General features: G+C 60.9%; 13 protein-coding genes and 2 pseudogenes. 5 read left to right on the top strand and 10 right to left on the bottom strand.

The window, feature by feature from the left end:
* Positions 1-128: 128 nt before the first annotated feature.
* Complete coding sequence (locus LRS56_17190; protein WDU60611.1) at positions 129-614, top strand: glutathione peroxidase; 486 nt, start codon at positions 129-131, stop codon at positions 612-614.
* Entirely contained in the window at positions 611-1102 is a 492-nt protein-coding gene (locus tag LRS56_17185; GenBank protein WDU60610.1) for a MarR family transcriptional regulator, read from the top strand. Before LRS56_17190 ends, LRS56_17185 begins: the two co-directional genes overlap by 4 nt.
* Here the strand turns inward: LRS56_17185 and LRS56_17180 are convergent.
* Positions 1056-3365 (bottom strand): response regulator, encoded by a 2310-nt coding sequence (locus tag LRS56_17180; protein WDU60609.1) that lies wholly within the window; start codon positions 3363-3365, stop codon positions 1056-1058. The genes LRS56_17185 and LRS56_17180 overlap by 47 nt on opposite strands.
* 163 nt (positions 3366-3528) lie before the next feature.
* Between LRS56_17180 and LRS56_17175 the strand changes: the two genes are divergently transcribed.
* Complete coding sequence (locus tag LRS56_17175; GenBank protein WDU60608.1) at positions 3529-4419, top strand: ATP-binding protein; 891 nt, start codon at positions 3529-3531, stop codon at positions 4417-4419.
* The gene (locus tag LRS56_17170; protein ID WDU60607.1) at positions 4416-4898 is read left to right on the top strand and encodes a GAF domain-containing protein; all 483 of its coding nucleotides are present in this window, start codon (positions 4416-4418) and stop codon (positions 4896-4898) included. Before LRS56_17175 ends, LRS56_17170 begins: the two co-directional genes overlap by 4 nt.
* Here the strand turns inward: LRS56_17170 and LRS56_17165 are convergent.
* From LRS56_17165 to LRS56_17130, 8 genes and pseudogenes are all read right to left on the bottom strand, one after another.
* Positions 4899-8560: pseudogene (locus LRS56_17165) on the bottom strand (transporter substrate-binding domain-containing protein). It abuts the gene before it with no gap.
* Positions 8561-8568: 8 nt separating this feature from the next.
* Positions 8569-9195 (bottom strand): response regulator transcription factor, encoded by a 627-nt coding sequence (locus LRS56_17160; protein WDU60606.1) that lies wholly within the window; start codon positions 9193-9195, stop codon positions 8569-8571.
* A gap of 256 nt (positions 9196-9451) precedes the next feature.
* Positions 9452-9847 (bottom strand): response regulator, encoded by a 396-nt coding sequence (locus LRS56_17155; protein ID WDU60605.1) that lies wholly within the window; start codon positions 9845-9847, stop codon positions 9452-9454.
* A gap of 171 nt (positions 9848-10018) precedes the next feature.
* Positions 10019-11349 (bottom strand): annotated as a pseudogene (locus LRS56_17150) (deoxyguanosinetriphosphate triphosphohydrolase).
* Between the two features lie 71 nt (positions 11350-11420).
* Positions 11421-12584, bottom strand: coding sequence for an EAL domain-containing protein (locus LRS56_17145; GenBank protein WDU60604.1), 1164 nt, complete (start codon positions 12582-12584; stop codon positions 11421-11423).
* 108 nt (positions 12585-12692) lie between these two features.
* Positions 12693-13031 (bottom strand): hypothetical protein, encoded by a 339-nt coding sequence (locus LRS56_17140; GenBank protein ID WDU60603.1) that lies wholly within the window; start codon positions 13029-13031, stop codon positions 12693-12695.
* Entirely contained in the window at positions 13028-13411 is a 384-nt protein-coding gene (locus LRS56_17135) for a phage holin family protein (protein ID WDU60602.1), read from the bottom strand. The genes LRS56_17140 and LRS56_17135 overlap by 4 nt, the downstream gene beginning before the upstream one ends.
* A 3-nt stretch (positions 13412-13414) precedes the next feature.
* Positions 13415-13729 (bottom strand): YqjD family protein, encoded by a 315-nt coding sequence (locus LRS56_17130; GenBank protein WDU60601.1) that lies wholly within the window; start codon positions 13727-13729, stop codon positions 13415-13417.
* 353 nt (positions 13730-14082) lie between these two features.
* Between LRS56_17130 and LRS56_17125 the strand changes: the two genes are divergently transcribed.
* The gene (locus LRS56_17125) at positions 14083-15291 is read left to right on the top strand and encodes an ammonium transporter (GenBank protein WDU60600.1); all 1209 of its coding nucleotides are present in this window, start codon (positions 14083-14085) and stop codon (positions 15289-15291) included.
* Here the strand turns inward: LRS56_17125 and LRS56_17120 are convergent.
* Positions 15278-17014, bottom strand: coding sequence for a monovalent cation:proton antiporter-2 (CPA2) family protein (locus LRS56_17120; protein ID WDU60599.1), 1737 nt, complete (start codon positions 17012-17014; stop codon positions 15278-15280). The genes LRS56_17125 and LRS56_17120 overlap by 14 nt on opposite strands.
* Between the last annotated feature and the right edge of the window lie 75 nt (positions 17015-17089).

Here is a 17089-nt window from a genome sequence, read left to right as displayed (position 1 = left end):
CCTGCATCGCGGGCAAGCCTGGCTCCCATATTTGAACCGAGTACGGATCATCACTGCGATAAATTGAATTGCACGCAATTTAATTGCCTACTATGTTTACGCCTACTTCCCCTTATTGAGGCACCGCCATGCGCGACAACCTGCTGAGCATCCCGTGCACCACCATCAAAGGTGAGCAAAAGACCTTGGCCGATTTTGCCGGCAAGGCCATTCTGGTCGTCAACACCGCCAGCAAATGCGGCTTTACCCCTCAGTACAAGGGGCTGGAGCAGCTCTGGCAGCAGTACAAGGACCAGGGTCTGGTGGTGCTGGGCTTTCCCTGCAACCAGTTCGGCAAGCAGGAGCCGGGTAACGAAGGCGCGATTTCCGAGTTCTGCGAGCTCAATTACGGCGTCAGCTTCCCGCTGTTCAAGAAAATCGACGTGAATGGCAGCGATGCCCACCCACTCTTCGTGCAATTGAAACAATCGGCGCCGGGGCTGCTGGGCTCCAAGGGCATCAAGTGGAATTTCACCAAGTTCCTGATCGGCCGTGACGGCCAGGTGGTCAAGCGTTTTGCCCCGACCACCAAGCCGCAGGACCTGACTCAAGAGATTGAAGCCCTGCTCAAATGACTGACCTGCCCACCGTGTCCCTGGCGCTGGATGATCAGCTGTGTTTCAAGCTGTATGCCGCGTCGCGGGCCGTGACCCGTGCCTATAAGCCGATGCTGGATCAGCTCGGCCTGACTTACCCGCAATACGTGGTGATGCTGGTGCTGTGGGAGTGGCACGCAGTGGCCCCCAGCCAGCCCACGGTCAAGGCGTTAGGTGAGCGCCTGATGCTCGATTCCGGCACGCTGACGCCGCTGCTCAAGCGCCTTGAGCAACTGGCGCTGGTGACGCGTCGGCGCAGTGCCAGGGATGAGCGTGAGGTGCACTTGGGCCTGAGCGAAAGCGGTGTGCAGCTGCGTGAACAGACCCATGGCCTCAAGACCCGGTTGCTGTGCGACAGCGGCATCGACCTGAACCAGGCCGAGGCCTTGCGCGATGGCCTGGACCAATTGCTGGGCCAGATCAGAGAGTTGTCGTCTGAGGCACCCAAAGCTCCAGCAGGCCGTTGAGTTCTTCGCGGCGAAACGGCTTGGCCAGGTAGTCGTTCATGCCCGCCGCCCGGCACCGCTCGCGTTCTTCGGACAGGGCGTTGGCGGTCAATGCGACGATCGGCAGGTCAGGCCAGCGCCCACTGCGGCGAATCTGCCGGCTGGCTTCGTAGCCGTCCATCACCGGCATATTGCAGTCCATCAGCACCATGTCGAAGTGTTGTTCTTCAAGGCGCTTGAGGGCCTCGCCACCATGGGCGGCCACGATGACTTCGCAGCCCAGTTTGCTGAGCATGCCTTTGGCCACCAGTTGGTTGACCGGGTTGTCTTCCACCAACAGGATGCGCGCGCGGTGGGCAATGGGCGCGGCGTCCAGTTGGACGGGGTCGAGGATCAGTTGGGCATCGCTGCGCAAATTGCGTTGCAAAATCTGGTACAGCGCGTTACGGCTCAACGGGCGTGCCTGTTGCTGCAGCGGCGCCAGCGCAGCGACTTCTTCGCTGGGCATAAAGTTGCCATAGGCGGTCACCAGCAGGATGGGCGCGCTGATCCCGGGACGGATGCGGAACAGGCATTCCGGGCAGTCGGTAATCAGCAGGTCAGGCGTCAGCCCGCTCAAGTCGCCATCGAGTGGCAGACAACGCGGCGTCAGCCCCCAATGGGGCAGCAGGCTGGTGAGCAATTCCGTCAGGCCGCTGCCAGGGCTGGTGATGGCGATCACCTCGCCTTTGAGCGGCAGCTGTTGGGCGGCGGGCAAATGGATGGGCAGCGGCAGGTCGGCGCAGAACTGGCTGCCGAAGCCCACCTCCGAACTGATGCTCAAGCGGCCCTTCATCGCCTCGCACAGGTTGTGTGTCAACGCCAGGCCCAGGCCGGTACCGCCAAACTGGCGAGTGATGCCGGCGCCCGCCTGGGTAAAGGGCTGGAAGATTTTCACCTGGGCGTCCTGCGCAATGCCGATCCCGGTATCACACACTTCAATGCGCACCCTGGCGTCGACCGCGTGCAGGCGTACATCGACTCTGCCGAAACGGGTGAACTTCAGGGCGTTGGACAGCAAGTTGCTGACGATCTGGCGTACCCGCGTTGGGTCGCCGAGTACCTGGGCGGGAAACTGCGGTTCGATCAGGCAGGTCAGTTCGACACTCGGCGCGGCGTTCTGCGACAGCAGGTTGGCGGTGTCTTCCACCAGTGAGCCGAGGTCGAACGGGATCACCTCAAGTTCAAGCTGGCCGGCGTCGAACTTGGAGAGGTCGAGAATATCGTTGAGCAACTCCACCAGCACCTTGCCCGAGTCATGGGCGATCGACAGTTGCTGGCGCTGCTCGGCGTTCAACGGGCTGTCCAGCGACAGGGCGATCATCCCCAGCAGGCCGTTGAGCGGCGTGCGGATTTCGTGGCTCATATTCGCCAGGAACGCCGCCCGGGCCTGTGCCATGCCGAGTGCAGTCATCTTCGCCGTTTCCAGCTCTTCGTTGGACTGGCTCAGCCGCTGGTTACTGGCCTTGAGTTCCAGGGTGCGGGCGGAAACGATGTCTTCCAGTTGCCCCAGGTATTCGGTCAGGCGGTCTTCGGCGTGGCGGCGCTGCTGGATTTCGGTCTCCATGTTTTCAAATTGCTGGTTGGCCACGTTCACCAGCACGCCGATTTCGTCATGTTCGTGCCCGGGCGGGCAGTCCAGGCGGGCCTGCCGGCGGTTGCTCAGCTCGCGGATAATGCGCACCAGCGGCTGGGTCAGCATCACGTAGAACAGGGCCAGCAGGATGCCGGTCAGCAGCAGGCTGCGGGCGAACCCGTTGAGCAGGGTGATTTCGGCACGATGCAGAAAGCGGCTGCCGAAGGCATAGGTATCGACGTCGAGGCGCAGCACGCCGAGGGATTCATTGGGCATGTGGCTCAGGAACAAGCGGTCTTCGAACTGGCGGTTGGCGCCAAACAGGAAGTCGCTGATGGGGCGGTAGGCGCTTTCCTTGCGCGGGCGGTCCACATTGGCCAGCACCACGCCATTATTGTCGATCAATTGCGCGTGGATGATCGCGGGGGAGTGCAGCAGGCCCAGGGCCAGCTCCTGCGCCAGTTCGGCGTCGATGTTGTAGGCGATGCGTGACGCGGGGTTGTGGCTGATTTCGATCAACGAGCGTATTTCACGGTTGATGGATGCGTCTTCACTGGCATAATCAATGCCGATTTGGATCAGACTGAGCAAGGTTCCCAAGACGAAACCGACCAGCACAGTCAATCTGGCTTGTTTATAAGACAAGCGGTGGGCGAACTTGATATCCATCGAGTGTTGAACCACTTCACGTTTCCCTTCGCCCGGCAAGCATAGCTGAACATCCACAGGCTCTGGCTTGCCCGGCATGAATCGTTTTTGACGCGGCCTCGTGCGGTCCGCCGCAGGGTTGCCAATACGCCATCTTTTGCAAGAAGTTGCCAGAGGAATAATTGTGGATTCTCGACTGAATGCCTTTCTTGAGCGGGCCGATGCTGTGCTCGCCCGCCTTGAGCCCTTGTTACCCGCGCCCCGCCAGGCGATCGACTGGAACCACTGCCTGGCCGCCCGTTGGCAGCGCGAAGGCCGTACGGGGTTCCTGTTGCCGCTCGAGGTCAGCCTGGATATGCGTCTGTCCGACCTGATTGGCGTGGACAAGCAGCGCGAAACCCTGGCGCGCAACACCCAACAGTTTCTCGACGGCCTGCCCGCCAACCATGCCCTGCTCTGGGGTTCGCGTGGCACCGGCAAGTCCTCCATGGTGCGCGCCTTGCTGGCTCAGCATGCCAAGGCCGGCTTGCGCCTGATCGAAATCGAGCGTGACCACCTGGCCGACCTGCCACGTGTGGTCGAGCAACTGCTCAAGCTGCCGCAGCGCTTTATCCTGTTCTGCGACGACCTGTCCTTCGAAGCCGGTGAAGGCGATTACCGTGTACTCAAAAGTGTGCTCGACGGCTCACTGGAGCAGGCGCCGGAGAACGTGCTGCTGTATGCCACCTCCAACCGCCGCCATCTGGTGCCGGAAAACCAGAGCGACAACGACAACTGGAAACGCGTGGATGGCGAGCTGCACCCCAGTGAAGCTGTGGAAGACAAGATCGCCTTGTCCGACCGTTTCGGCTTGTGGCTGTCGTTCTACCCGTTCACCCAGGAACATTTCCTCGATGTAGTGCAGCACTGGATCGGCGAGCTGGCGAGCAAAGCGGGCCTGCAGTGGCAGCGCGATGAGGCGCTCGACATCCTGGCCGTGCGCTGGGCCACCGGGCGCGGCAATCGCAACGGCCGCTGCGCTTATCAATTCGCCCGTTACTGGGTGGGCCTCAAATTGCTGGAGCGTCAACCATGATCGATCTACAACACGCCGGTATTGGCCTGGATGGCTATGCCATGCTTGGTGCGCAATTGGAATCGCTGCTGGCTGATGAGCGAGACTTCATCGCCAACAGTGCGCAGTTTTCCGCCTTTCTGTTCAGCCAGTTGGATGACCTGAACTGGGCAGGCTTTTACCTCAACCGCAACGAAGAGCTGGTACTGGGCCCGTTCCAGGGGCAGATCGCGTGTGTGCGCATTCCGTTCGGCCGTGGCGTGTGCGGCGCCGCCGCAGCGTCGCGCCAGACCCAACGCGTTGAGGACGTGCACGCATTCCCCGGGCATATCGCCTGTGACAGCGCGTCCAACAGCGAACTGGTGGTGCCGTTGGTCAAGCACGGCCAACTGATTGGCGTGCTTGACCTCGACAGCCCCTCGCTGGCCCGCTTTACCGAACAGGACCAGGCCGGTATCGAACAGCTGGCGGCGATTTTCCTGCGCTTGACCGACTGCTGATCAAAGAGGGGGCAGGGCCGCTGCCCCCTTATGGCTATCCAGCTCGTGAAGCTGCACCTGCAGCATCCTCTCTAGCTCCAGCATCAGCTTCTCCAGGGTTTTCACGCCGGTTTCGATCAGGGCGGGAGTATCGCCCCGGGCGCAGGCCTGTTCGATGGTTTCGCATTGCGCGGCCAGTGCGTTGGCTTGAACGATGCGGGCGGCGCCCTTGATCTTGTGGGCCTGCTCGATGATGTCCTGGGGGAAGCCTGCGCGGCCATCAGTGCGAGCAATTCCTCGCGGTCCCGACGGCTGCTGCTTAACAGCTCTTCCAGCAGGCGCCGGCTCATCAGCGGGTCTCCACCGGTCAGGGCCTCGAAGTTGCCGAGGTTCAGGCTGAGGCTGGCCGCTTGAGGGCTGATCCTGGCCAGTTGCCGCTCCAGCGCGGTGAGGCTGATGGGTTTGAACAGGCAATCATCCATGCCTGCCTCGGCGCAGCGCAGCTTTTCTTCGGGCTGGGCATTGGCGGTAAAACCCAGCACGACACAGGGCGTCAGTTGCTCGCGCTGCTCGTATTCGCGGATCGAACGGCTTAACTCGTAGCCATTCATGATGGGCATGTTGCAGTCGGCTATCACCAGGTCGAAGTGCTCCCGGCGCCACGCCTGGAAACCGGCGGAGCCGTTCTGAGCGGCGGTGAACTGGTGGCCCAGGTACCCGAGTTGCTGGCACATCAGCAGGCGGTTTGCCGGGTGATCGTCTACCACCAGCACATTGAGCACCGGTGCGGTTGCGGGGGCCTCGGGTTTGTGTTCGCCCACCGTCAGCACCGACTGCAGGCGCGTCATCTTCAGGCTGACATGCACCTGGGTGCCCACCATGGGCACGCTGCTCAGGCTCAACTGGCCGCCCATCATGGCGCAGAGGCTGCGGCAGATCACCAATCCCAGCCCGGCGCCGCTCCTGGCCAGTTGCCCGGAATTGTCGGCTTGGGCAAAGGGTTCGAACAGGCGCACCTGATCGTCCCGGCTGATACCGATGCCGGTGTCTTCCACCACCAGTTTCATCTCGACCTGCTGCGGCAGTTGGGTGGGGAGCACCTCGACCTTGATTTTCACCTGGCCTTGCTCGGTGAACTTGATCGCATTGCTGACCAGGTTGGACAGCACCTGTTTGAAGCGCAACGGGTCGATCAAGACGTCAGTGTCATCAAGGTCGGGTTTGAACTCCAGCAACAGGCTGAGGGTTTTCTGCCGTGCCAGGCCGTCGAAGACCCGTACCACCGACTCGATCACCTCACGCAGGTTGACGCGTTCCGGCGCCAGGCTCAGCCGACCGGATTCAATACGAGCGATGTCGAGGATATCGCCGATCAGCTCAAGCAGATCCTTGGCCGAGTTGTAGGCCACTTCGATGGCCGGGCGGTCGAGGTGGCCCTGGTCCGCACGCTTGAGGGTCAGTTCCAGCATGCCGATCACGGCGTTCATCGGCGTGCGGATCTCGTGGCTCATGGTGGCCAGGAACGTACTCTTGGCCCGATTGGCTTCGTCGGCGCGCTCTTTGGCAGCCCGCAGTTCGTCGAACAATTCGCGTCGCTCGCTGATGTCGATCCAGCCACCGATAATGCCCTGGACCTCGCCGATGGAGTCGCGGTACGGCAATATCCAGTGATAGATCATGAGTTTCTTGCCGCGAATATGCAGGACGCGGTCGAGGATCAGCGGGCTGCCCTCGGCCACCACGCGCTGATAGTCGGCATGGTATTGCGCGGTTTCTGCTGCAAGGGCTGTGCTGATTTGCATCACGCTTTTGCCGATCACGTCTTCGCGCTTGACGTCGAACACTTGCAGGTAGCTGTCGTTGCACGTCTGCAGCAGGCCCTTGCGATCTCGCACGTAGATCGGGTGCGGGGTTTCATTGACCAGGGCGCGCATGAACTCAAACTGATCGTTGAGGGCGCGTTCGGCCATTTTGCGGTGCTTGATCTGGCGCCGCATGTAGGCGTTCCAGCTGAGTGAAATCAGCAGCAGCAGCCCGGTGCCGATGATGATGCGGGCAATCAGTTGGTGATAGTCGCGCCAGTAGCTGTCCGACGCCGCCGTATAGCCGCGCCAACGGCTGTTGATCACCCCCAGTTCATCGGGGTCGATGCTGAGCAAGGCCTTGTCGAGGATCGAGCTGAGTTCGGTGGCGCTGCGCGAGGTCGCCAGCGAAAAGGCGGCGGGGGTCGCACCAATGCTGAAACTGATTTGAACCTTGTCCTGGAACACCGGCGAAGACAACAGGTAGTTGGCGACCACCAGGGTATTCACTGCACCGTCCACCTGGCCCTGCACCAGTAGCTCGGCCGCCATGAAGGTGTCACCCGTCTCTACCAGGTGGATCTTCGGGAAGTTGTCCTGCAGGAATTTTTTCAACGGGTTGCCTTGCGTCACTGCCAGGCGTTTGCCTTCCATTTCCTCAAGGCCGGTGGGTGCCTGGCTCTCTTTGCGCGTCAGCATGACATAGGAGTTTTCCAGGTAAGGGCGACTGAAACTCAGCTGGGCTTCCCGTTCGATGCTGGGGGTGATTGCGCCAATGATGTCGGCTTTGCCGGCCTCGATCTGTTTGATGATCGTGTTCACGTCGCGCCCGCGCTGGATCTCGAAGCGTAACCCGGTACGCAAGCGAATCAGTTCCAGCAAGTCGGCGGTGACACCCCGGAAATTACCATCGCTGTCGAAGAACGTCAGCGGCGCAAAGGTCGCGTTCACGATCACCTTGACCACCGGGTTGTCCTTGATCCAGCGTTCTTCACGCAGGGTCAGTTGCAGCTTCTGGTCGGTCAGCAGGATGTCGCTGCCGGCAGTCCAGCGCTTGGCGATGGTTTGACGTTCGCTGGTGGGCACAGCCTTCAGCACGGTGTCGACGATGCTCTGCAGGGTGTGTTCGTGCTGGCGCATCGCGAAGCTGAACCCGTAGGCTTCATGTTTACCGAAGTTCGCCATGCGGATGTTCTTCAGATAGCCCTTGTTGATCATGTAATGGGTGGAAATGGTGTCGCCAAGAAACACGTCGGCCTGGTCGAATGCCACCGCATTCAAGGCATTTTGATACGAGGGGTAGGCGCGGATGATTGCCTTGGGGTATAGCTTCTCCACCTCTCCCAGCGGCAGGTAGTGGTAGACCAATGACAGGCGCATCCCGGCCAGCCCGTTGCTCAGGCTGCGGGTTTCGCTTTCGCGGGTGACCAGTACCGGCCGGTCCACCGCATAGGGCTCCGACAGGGTGAGGCTGGGGTTTGCCGCCTCAAAACCGTTGGAGGAACCCAATAAATCGATATCGCCTGCTTCAAGGGCGCGGATAGCGGCCTCTCGGGAGGGATAGCGCAGCACTTTGACCGGTAAGGCCAGCGTCTTGGCCAGGAGGCCGGCGTAGTCAGCGGTGAGTCCCTCATAGTCACGCCCGCTGGAGGTGAGGTCGAAAGGTGGGTAGTCAGGGAAGGAGGTGCCCAGCACCAGTTCACGTTTATTCTGCAGCCACAGACGTTGGGCCTTGCTCAGGTGGGTTTCCAGTTGTACGGAACTTGCGCGACTCAGTAAGTTGAAATGTTCCGGGCCCGTTTGGGAGGTTGCAGGCACGGCGGTGCTGAAGCACAAGCCGGCACTCAATATAATCAGATAGTCCTTTATACACCTGGGCATCCGTTTTCTCACACTAGCGCGTTTCGTTTTGCCATCTCGATAAGTTCTACCAAGGACTTGGCTTGAAGTTTCTGCATCAGCCTCTTTTTATAAGTGCTTACCGTTTTATTACTCAGGAACATGCCTTTGGCGATTTCCTTGTTGGTGCGGCCTTGTGCAAAAAGTTGCAAAACCATCAACTCGCGATCATTGACTGCCTTGAACAGTTCCAGCTCCTTGCTGTCCGCACCCTCTGCACCGCTGCCGTTCAACGCCTGGCTGGGGAAGTAGTTATAACCGGACAACACGGCGCGGATGGCGCTCAGCAGTTCGCTCAGGTCGCCTTCCTTGCACACGTAGCCATCGGCACCCGAGCGCATGCAGCGCGTGGCAAACAGGGTGGGGGACTGGGCGGTCAGCACCAGGGTTTTCATCGAGGTGTTCATGGCATTGAACCGGCACAGTACCTCGAGCCCATCGAGTTTCGGGATGCTGATATCCAGGATGATCAGGTCCGGCAGGCATTCGCGGACCATTTGAATGGCGTCACATCCGTTGTCCGTTTCGCCGACGACTTCATACCCCTCATGTTCGAGCAACATTCGGATGGCGAGCCTTATAACCGGATGGTCATCAATAATAAAAACTGTGTTCATGATCACATTCCATGCAAGTGCAAATAAAGCGGGCACATTAGCTCAGAAGCTGAGGGCAGAGCATGAAGTCAAGGGGGAGTAGATATAAAACAGGAAGTTTCCTACATCAAAAGAGGTAAAGGATTACCTGTTGCTAAGGCATTGTGAGGTGAGAGGTCGGTATTTAGCAGGGGTGCAGGCCGAATCGTGACCCCAAGGAATTAACGGCGGTTATACGGATACCTTTCGACGGGTTTATATGTTTGAAGTCCTACATTTATAACTTGGGTAGTGAGTGAGTCAAACGTTCAAGCTCGTCTTTGTTCAACGGCTTTGGCAAGTAACCGAGCAGCGGCAGGCCGCGTGCCAGCGCTTGGGCTTGCAGGCTTGATAATTCCGCTTCGGGAAGCCCGCTGAGCAAGATGGCGGCCCTGATAAAACGTCGACGGCTGGCGATTTCGATCAATTCCAGCCCTGGCAAGTCAGGCAGGCACTGATCGCACAGGATGATATCGAAGGGCGTCACGGCCTGCGTCATCAACCGCACCGCTTGTTCGGCGTTTTCGGCCGGGGTCAGTTGTTCGAAGCCAAAGCTGCGCAACAGGCACTGGGTGGCCAGCAGTTGAAAAGGATGGTCCTCCACCAACAGGATGCGAAGGGGGTTACTGGGCATAGAAGGCACACGGTGAGTCAAGCATCGATGGGGGGCACGTAAGACCTGAGCGGCAGATTTACCCGGAGCGTGCGCGATTATTAGCGAGGTACCTGTGCGAATTCGATCAGGCCGCTCTGTTCCCGTCGTAGGCTGATTCTGTTCAGTGAACAGGCGGCTGGATCAGTCAGTTTATTGCGGGCTGGAACGGCCCGTCATCTCGCGGGCCATCTCGGTGGCATAGCTGTCGGTCATGCCGGCGATAAAGTCGATCATGCGCAGGAACGACGCGTGCAATGGCCAGGCCGGGTTCGGAGCATTATTGCCCAGCAGGTCGAGAATGCGCCGGTTCTTGAAGGAGGGCGTGCGCCCGCCATGTTGCTCCAGTGCCGCGCCGCAAAAGGCGTTCAAGAGGATTTCCAGGGTGGTGTAGGCGCCGATCTCGTGCAAGGTCTTGCGCTTGTCCTGGAAGATTTTCTTGCGCGCCATGTCTTTGGCATCCAACACGCAGCGTTTGGCGGGGCCGTGCATATGCTCCACGAGATCGCCGGGCAAGGTGCCGGCCAGCAAGGCATCTTGTTGTTCGACGAAGGCCCGTGCCGCCGCATTGGTCAAATGCTCGATGGCTTTGCCGCGCAGGATCGCCAGCTTGCGTCGGCGCGAGTCCTGGGAGCCCAGTTGTCGATAGGTCTGTGGCAGGTCGTCGCCCACCAGGTCGAGCAGCAGTGATTCGACCTCGGCGTATTCCAGCAACTCCATTTCCAGGCCGTCTTCCAGGTCGATCAAGGCGTAGCAGATGTCGTCCGCCGCCTCCATCAGGTACACCAGCGGGTGGCGGGCCCAGCGCTGTTCTTCAAGTTGCGGCAGCCCGAGCTTGTGGGCGATTTGCTCAAGGAGCGGCAACTCGCTCTGGTAGCAGCCGAACTTGTGTTTCTTGTAGCCCAGGAGTCGGCGTGGCGGGCGGTCCAGGGGTATTTGAGGTAAGTGCCCAAGGTTGCGTAGGTCAGCCGTGTACCGCCGTCGAACTGGTGGTATTCCAGCTGGGTCAGCACCCGGAACCCTTGGGCATTGCCTTCGAAGTTGAGGAAGTCATTGCGCTCGGCGCTGCTCATGTCGTCCAGCCAGCCGCGCCCTGCGGCCTGCTGGAACCAGTGGCGGATGGCATCTTCGCCGGAGTGCCCGAACGGTGGGTTACCGATGTCGTGCGCCAGGCAGGCCGATTGCACCACCATGCCCAGGTCACTCGGGTCGCACCAGTCGGGCAGGGCGCTACGCAGCGTTTCGCCGACGCGCATACCCAGGGAGCGACCGACGCAGCTGACTTCCAGGGAATGGGTCAGGCGTGTATGGATATGGTCGTTGCTGGACACCGGGTGCACTTGGGTCTTGCGGCCCAGGCGGCGAAACGCACCGGAGAAAATAATACGGTCGTGGTCTTTGTGAAAGGGGCTGCGGCCCAGTTCTTCCGGGCTGTGCAGCGGTTTACCAAGACGTTCGCGGGTAAGCAGGGTGGGCCAATCCAAGGCGGGTATTCTCCGTGCGGTGAATGACCCTCCCAGCTTCCCGGTTCAGCGTGGCCTGGGCAAGCGAAAATCTACAGGCCGGCCGCGTCGATATCGATTAACAGCAAACGTTGACCGTTATTAAAGAATTGTCCCGCAGTGAGGCAGTACTGGTTGGTGGTGGCGTCGCGGTAGGTGGAGGACAACGTCAGGCGCCGCTCCTCCCAGCCTTCGGCCAACAGATGATAGAAGTAGGGGCGCCATGACCAGTTGTGGCCCAGGTAGCGGCTGTCGGTTTGCCAGGCGCCCTGGCGCCATTCGAAATTGGGGGTCAGCTGGGTGCCGTGCCGGTCACACTGATAAAAGCGCAGCAGCCACGGAAAAGCCTGCAACTGCGGCAAGTCACTCAGCGGCGCCTGGGTCTCGGCCCACGCCTGCAGGATTTTCATCAACTCGGTCAGTTGCAGGCGCAGTTGCATGATGCGGCCGCGCTCCGCCAGTTTGTGCTGCACATACGCCCCACGCAGTTGGGCGAAGTGCGGCACGAAGGCGTCGGTGGCGAACCAGTCGAACTGCGCCTGGGCAAACAGATAACCCTGCACGTAACGCGAACCGCACTCCAGGGCGAAGCTCAGCTGAGCCTCGGTTTCCACGCCTTCGGCAATGATCCAGCAGCCGGTTTTTTCCGCCATCTGCGCCAGCGCACGTACCACTTCACTGCTCGGCCCACCCTTGGCGGCCTCCTGGAACAAGCGCATGTCGAGCTTGAGAATATCCGGCTGCAACGCCAGCACTCGGTCGAGCTGGGAATAGCCGGCACCGAAATCATCAATGGCAATGCGCGCACCCGCCTCGCGATAGCGCGCCACCACCTCTGCCAAACGCTGAATGTCACCGCCCAGTTCGGTGATCTCAAACACGATGCGCCGCGGGTCCACGCGATGGTTGTGGATCTGTTTCAGGCTCGGCAGTGCCTGGCCCGGGCGCAGGCGGTTGATCCAGCGCGGTGAGATGTTCAGGCTCAGGAACCAGTCTTCAGGGGCTTCATGCAGGCGGCTCAACGCATTGTCGCGGATCTGCCGGTCCAGGCGGCGCAAGGTCACGCCCGGCGTGCGCGGGTCGGCGAACAGCGGGCCCACGGACTGCAAGCGGCCGTCAGCCTGGCGCAGGCGGCCCAGGGCTTCGACGCCGGCGATGCGGCCGGTGGCGGTGTCGATGAACGGTTGGAAGCAGGCGAGCGGTTGCCCGTCGATCACGGGGCCTCCTTAGGTGCGGTTGACGAAGAACACATGGGCGAAAAAAAGCCCGACCCTCGAAAACGAGGACCGAGCCGTTTCTATTAGCAAGAATGCAGCCAGCAGGGCTCAACTTTTGCGCGAAGTGCCCTGCATCGCCAATTTGATCAGCGGGATCAGACCGGCGCCGAGTCGCACCAGGCGCGTCAGGCTACTGATCCCGCCGCCCTTGGCCCCTTTACCGGTAAAGAAGCCCATCAGCGTGACGGCGGCCACGCCCCACAGCGGCGCGTGCTTGATGCCCAGGCCGCCCTGAAAGCTTTGACCCATATTGCGCACCTTGTTCAGCGGCACCATCAGTTGCTGGGACTCATGGCGAATTTCCTGGCGGTGCATTTCCATGCGCAGGCGGATCAACGCCTTGCGCATTTCCCGGCGGGAGGTTTGCTGGGTTTCATTCGAGCTCATGGCAGCAGGCGCTCCCGGTCATTGGCCAGCTCTTCAAGCGTGGCGTGGAACGGCGTGGACTCATCGAACACCGCCGCTTTCAAGCGCACCCCGCAGAACGCTGCGGCCAGGCTGTAGAACACGCAAAGGCAGATGATCCCGGTCAGGCGGTAACCGGTGTCCCACACCAGGATCATCACCAGCGTCGACAACCCCACCAGCAACAGCAGGGCAAATACCAACGCCAGGCCGGCAAACAGCAGCAGGCTGACGGTGCGCGCCTTCTGCTCCTGCAATTCGATGCCAAACAGTTCGACATGGCTGTGCAGCAAGCCCAGAACGGCCGCGCCCAGACGTCGAGAGGTTGTGCCCGTAGACGAGCTGCTTTCGCCGATAGACATGATTTAGCGCCTTGTAGCCAACAGACCGATCAAAAAGCCCACGCCAGCCGCGATACCCACCGACTGCCAAGGGTTGGCTTGCACGTAATCTTCGGTAGCGGTGACCGCCGCCTGGCCGCGTTCGCGCAGCGAGTCCTCGGTCAGTTGCAGGGTTTCACGGGCCTTGAGCAGGCTGTCGTGAATCTTGCTGCGCAGCTCATCGGCCTGGTCACCGGCCAGCACAGCCGTGTCGTCGAGCAACTTCTCGGTGTCGCTGACCAGGGTTTGAAAATCCGCCATCAGTATTTCTTGAGCAGTCTTTGCAGTTCTTCTGGCCATGGTTATCTCCGTGATTGGCTGATCTGTACATCTACGTTTGTTTTCGAGTCACCGGTGTCGATGAAGGTTCAGTGCAATTGTGTGGTACAGCTTTTGCTTTGCCTTGGTGCGCATGCCCCAGGGCATGCGCTGAATCCGGGCGGCCTGAGGCCAATGCCTTGAAAAACCTTACCCTAAAACACTCAAACTCGCGGAAAAACCCTGTCGGCAACGGCCTGTTGTGTTAATCGCTGCGCTAAAGCGGTTCATGCCCTCTGAAGAAGGGTGGTGCCTGCGGTGCCAATTTAGTGCGCGAAACCCTGGCTTGAACCGCTTTGGTGCTTTTTGCCTTTAATGCAGGCCTGCCAACCTCCATGGAAAATTTGCAAAGCGCAGTGGATACCCTCGTCCACAGCTCCAACACCCTGTTTATTCTGATCGGTGCGGTCATGGTCCTGGCCATGCACGCCGGCTTCGCGTTCCTCGAAGTCGGCACTGTGCGCCAGAAAAACCAGGTCAACGCCCTGTCGAAGATCCTCAGCGACTTCGCCATCTCCACCCTGGCCTATTTCTTTATAGGCTATTGGATCTCCTACGGGGTGAGCTTCATGCAACCGGCGGCGGTGATCAGCGCCGATCATGGTTATGGCCTGGTGAAGTTTTTCTTCCTGTTGACGTTTGCGGCGGCGATTCCCGCGATCATTTCTGGGGGGATTGCCGAGCGGGCGAAGTTTGCGCCGCAGCTGTGCGCCACTGCGCTGATCGTGGCGTTTATCTACCCGTTTTTCGAAGGCATGGTCTGGAACGGCAATTTCGGCCTGCAGGCTTGGCTGCTCGCGACCTTTGGTGCCAGCTTCCATGACTTCGCCGGATCTGTCGTGGTGCACGCCATGGGCGGTTGGCTGGCGCTGGCGGCGGTGTTGTTGCTGGGCCCGCGCAACGGGCGTTACCGCGAAGGGCGCCTGGTGGCTTTTGCACCGTCGAGCATTCCATTCCTGGCGTTGGGCTCGTGGATCCTGATTGTCGGCTGGTTCGGCTTTAACGTGATGAGCGCACAAACCCTCAACGGCGTCAGCGGCCTGGTGGCGGTCAACTCGCTGATGGCCATGGTTGGCGGCACCGTCGCCGCGCTGGTGATCGGCCGCAATGACCCGGGCTTTCTGCATAACGGCCCATTGGCCGGGCTGGTGGCGATTTGCGCCGGTTCCGACCTGATGCACCCCGTGGGCGCGCTGGTCACGGGGGCAGTCGCCGGCGGTTTGTTCGTGTGGTTTTTCATCGCCGCCCAGGACCGCTGGAAGATCGACGACGTGCTGGGTGTATGGCCGCTGCATGGCCTGTGCGGTGTGTGGGGCGGTATCGCCTGCGGCATCTTTGGCCAGACCGCGTTGGGTGGATTGGGCGGCGTCAGCCTGATCAGCCAGTTGATCGGCACCGCCCTGGGGGTGGGGGTGGCGTTGGTCGGCGGCCTGCTGGTGTACGGCCTGATCAAGCGCGTGCACGGGCTGCGTTTGAGCCAGGAAGAGGAGTATTACGGTGCAGACCTGTCGATCCATAAAATCGGGGCGGTCAGTCAGGATTGATCGGCGCCTCTTCGTCGTGGTGCGCGGCCGGGTAAAAGCCGTGCAGCAGGCGGTAGCGGCTGTGCCGCACTTCGTCGACCCGCGCCTGCACCTGTTGGTCCGGCAGGCCCAGCAGGACCAGGGCGTGGGAGGCGAGCATCAGGCTCGACTCCAATAGCTCGGGCACCACTTCGCTGGCGCCTGCGGCTTTGAGCTCCGCCAACTGGCTGTCATCGCGGGTGCGCACCAGGATCGGCACCTGCGCATTGATCCTGCGTGCTTCCTTGAGCACGGTCAGGGCGACGTCACTGTTGTCCACCGCAATCACCACCAGCCTGGCGCGTTCCAGGCCGACCGCACTGAGCAAGGCGCCCCGGCGGCAGTCGCCGTAGTGCACGCTGCTGTCTTCGGTGGCCGCTTCCTGCACCCGTTCCGGGTCGTCATCCAGGGCGATAAACGCCTGTTGCTCGCGCCGCAGAAAACGCCCGATGGACTGCCCGACCCGGCCATAACCGCAGATCACCGCATGGCCGTGCAGCTCGGCATTGAGCGCGGTGATTGCTTCGAGTTGCACTTGCTGGTTGGGCTTGCGATGCAGGCGCAGGGCCAGCGCCGGCGCCGCTCGCAGCAGGAGCGGGGTCAGCAGCATCGAGCAGAAGGTGGCCGCGAGCAACAATCCGTTGAATTCATCCGGTACCAGCCGGCTTTGCTGCATCTGCGCCATCAAGGCAAAACAGAACTCGCCGCCCTGGGCCAGGGCCAGGCCGCTGCGCCAGGCGGTCTCACGGTCGCTGCCGCGCAGCTTGACCAAGGCGGCGACCACGCAGCCTTTGACCAGCATCAGTGTGAGCGTGAGGCCGAGGATCAGCAGGCTATGGCTGACGAACAGCTGCAGGTCGATCAGCATGCCGATGCTGACAAAGAACAGCCCCAGCAGGATGTCGCGAAACGGCCGGATATCCGCTTCGATCTGATGCCGGTAATGGCTTTCCCCCAGCAACATGCCGGCCAGGAAGGCGCCGAGGGCAGGGGACAGGCCCAGTAGGTGGGTGAGCCAGGCGGTCAGCAGTACGATCACCAGTGCCAGCAGCACAAACAGCTCGGCCGAATGCGACGCGGCCACTTCATCAAACAAACGCGGCAACAACCAGCGGCTGGCCAACAACAGGCCGACGAACAACACCACGGTTTTACCCAGGGTCAGCGGCAGCGCCCAGTACCAGGCTTGCTCGCTGTTGCCGGCAAACACCGGCACCAGGGTCAGCAGCAACACGGCGACCACGTCCTGAAACAGCAACACACCGATTGCGTTCTGCCCATGGGTGCTGAAGATTTCCCCGAGGCTGGTCAGTTCCTTGGTGACGATGGCTGTTGATGACAGCGCCAGGCCCGCGCCGAGTAACAGCGCGATGCCCGGTGACAGGCCGAAGCCCATCAGCAAACCGCCCAGCAATGCCCCGCAACCCAACACTTGCAAGCTGCCCAGGCCAAACACCACGCGGCGCAGGGCGAGCATTTTGCTGAGGGAAAATTCCAGGCCCAGGGAAAACAGCAGGAACACCACCCCCAGTTCGGCGAGGTCGGGCAGCTCTTCGCTGTCATTCACCCAATCCAGTGCGGTGGGCCCCACGGCCAGCCCCACGCACAGGTAGCCCAGTACCGGTGGCAATTGCAGCCGGCGAAACAGCGCAATCACCACCAGGGATGAGGCCAGAATGATCAGCAGGTTGGCAAACACACGCATCTCCCTTGCAAGGTGGTGGGCAAAAAGCCGCGAGAATCGCTGAATCAGTTATAGGCCATGCTGATCTGGGTCAGG

It is taken from the genome of Pseudomonas poae (assembly GCA_028869255.1).
GTDB lineage: Bacteria > Pseudomonadota > Gammaproteobacteria > Pseudomonadales > Pseudomonadaceae > Aquipseudomonas > Aquipseudomonas poae_C.
Note: the sequence above shows the minus strand (reverse complement) of the source record. Positions and strands in the feature narration are given on the sequence as shown.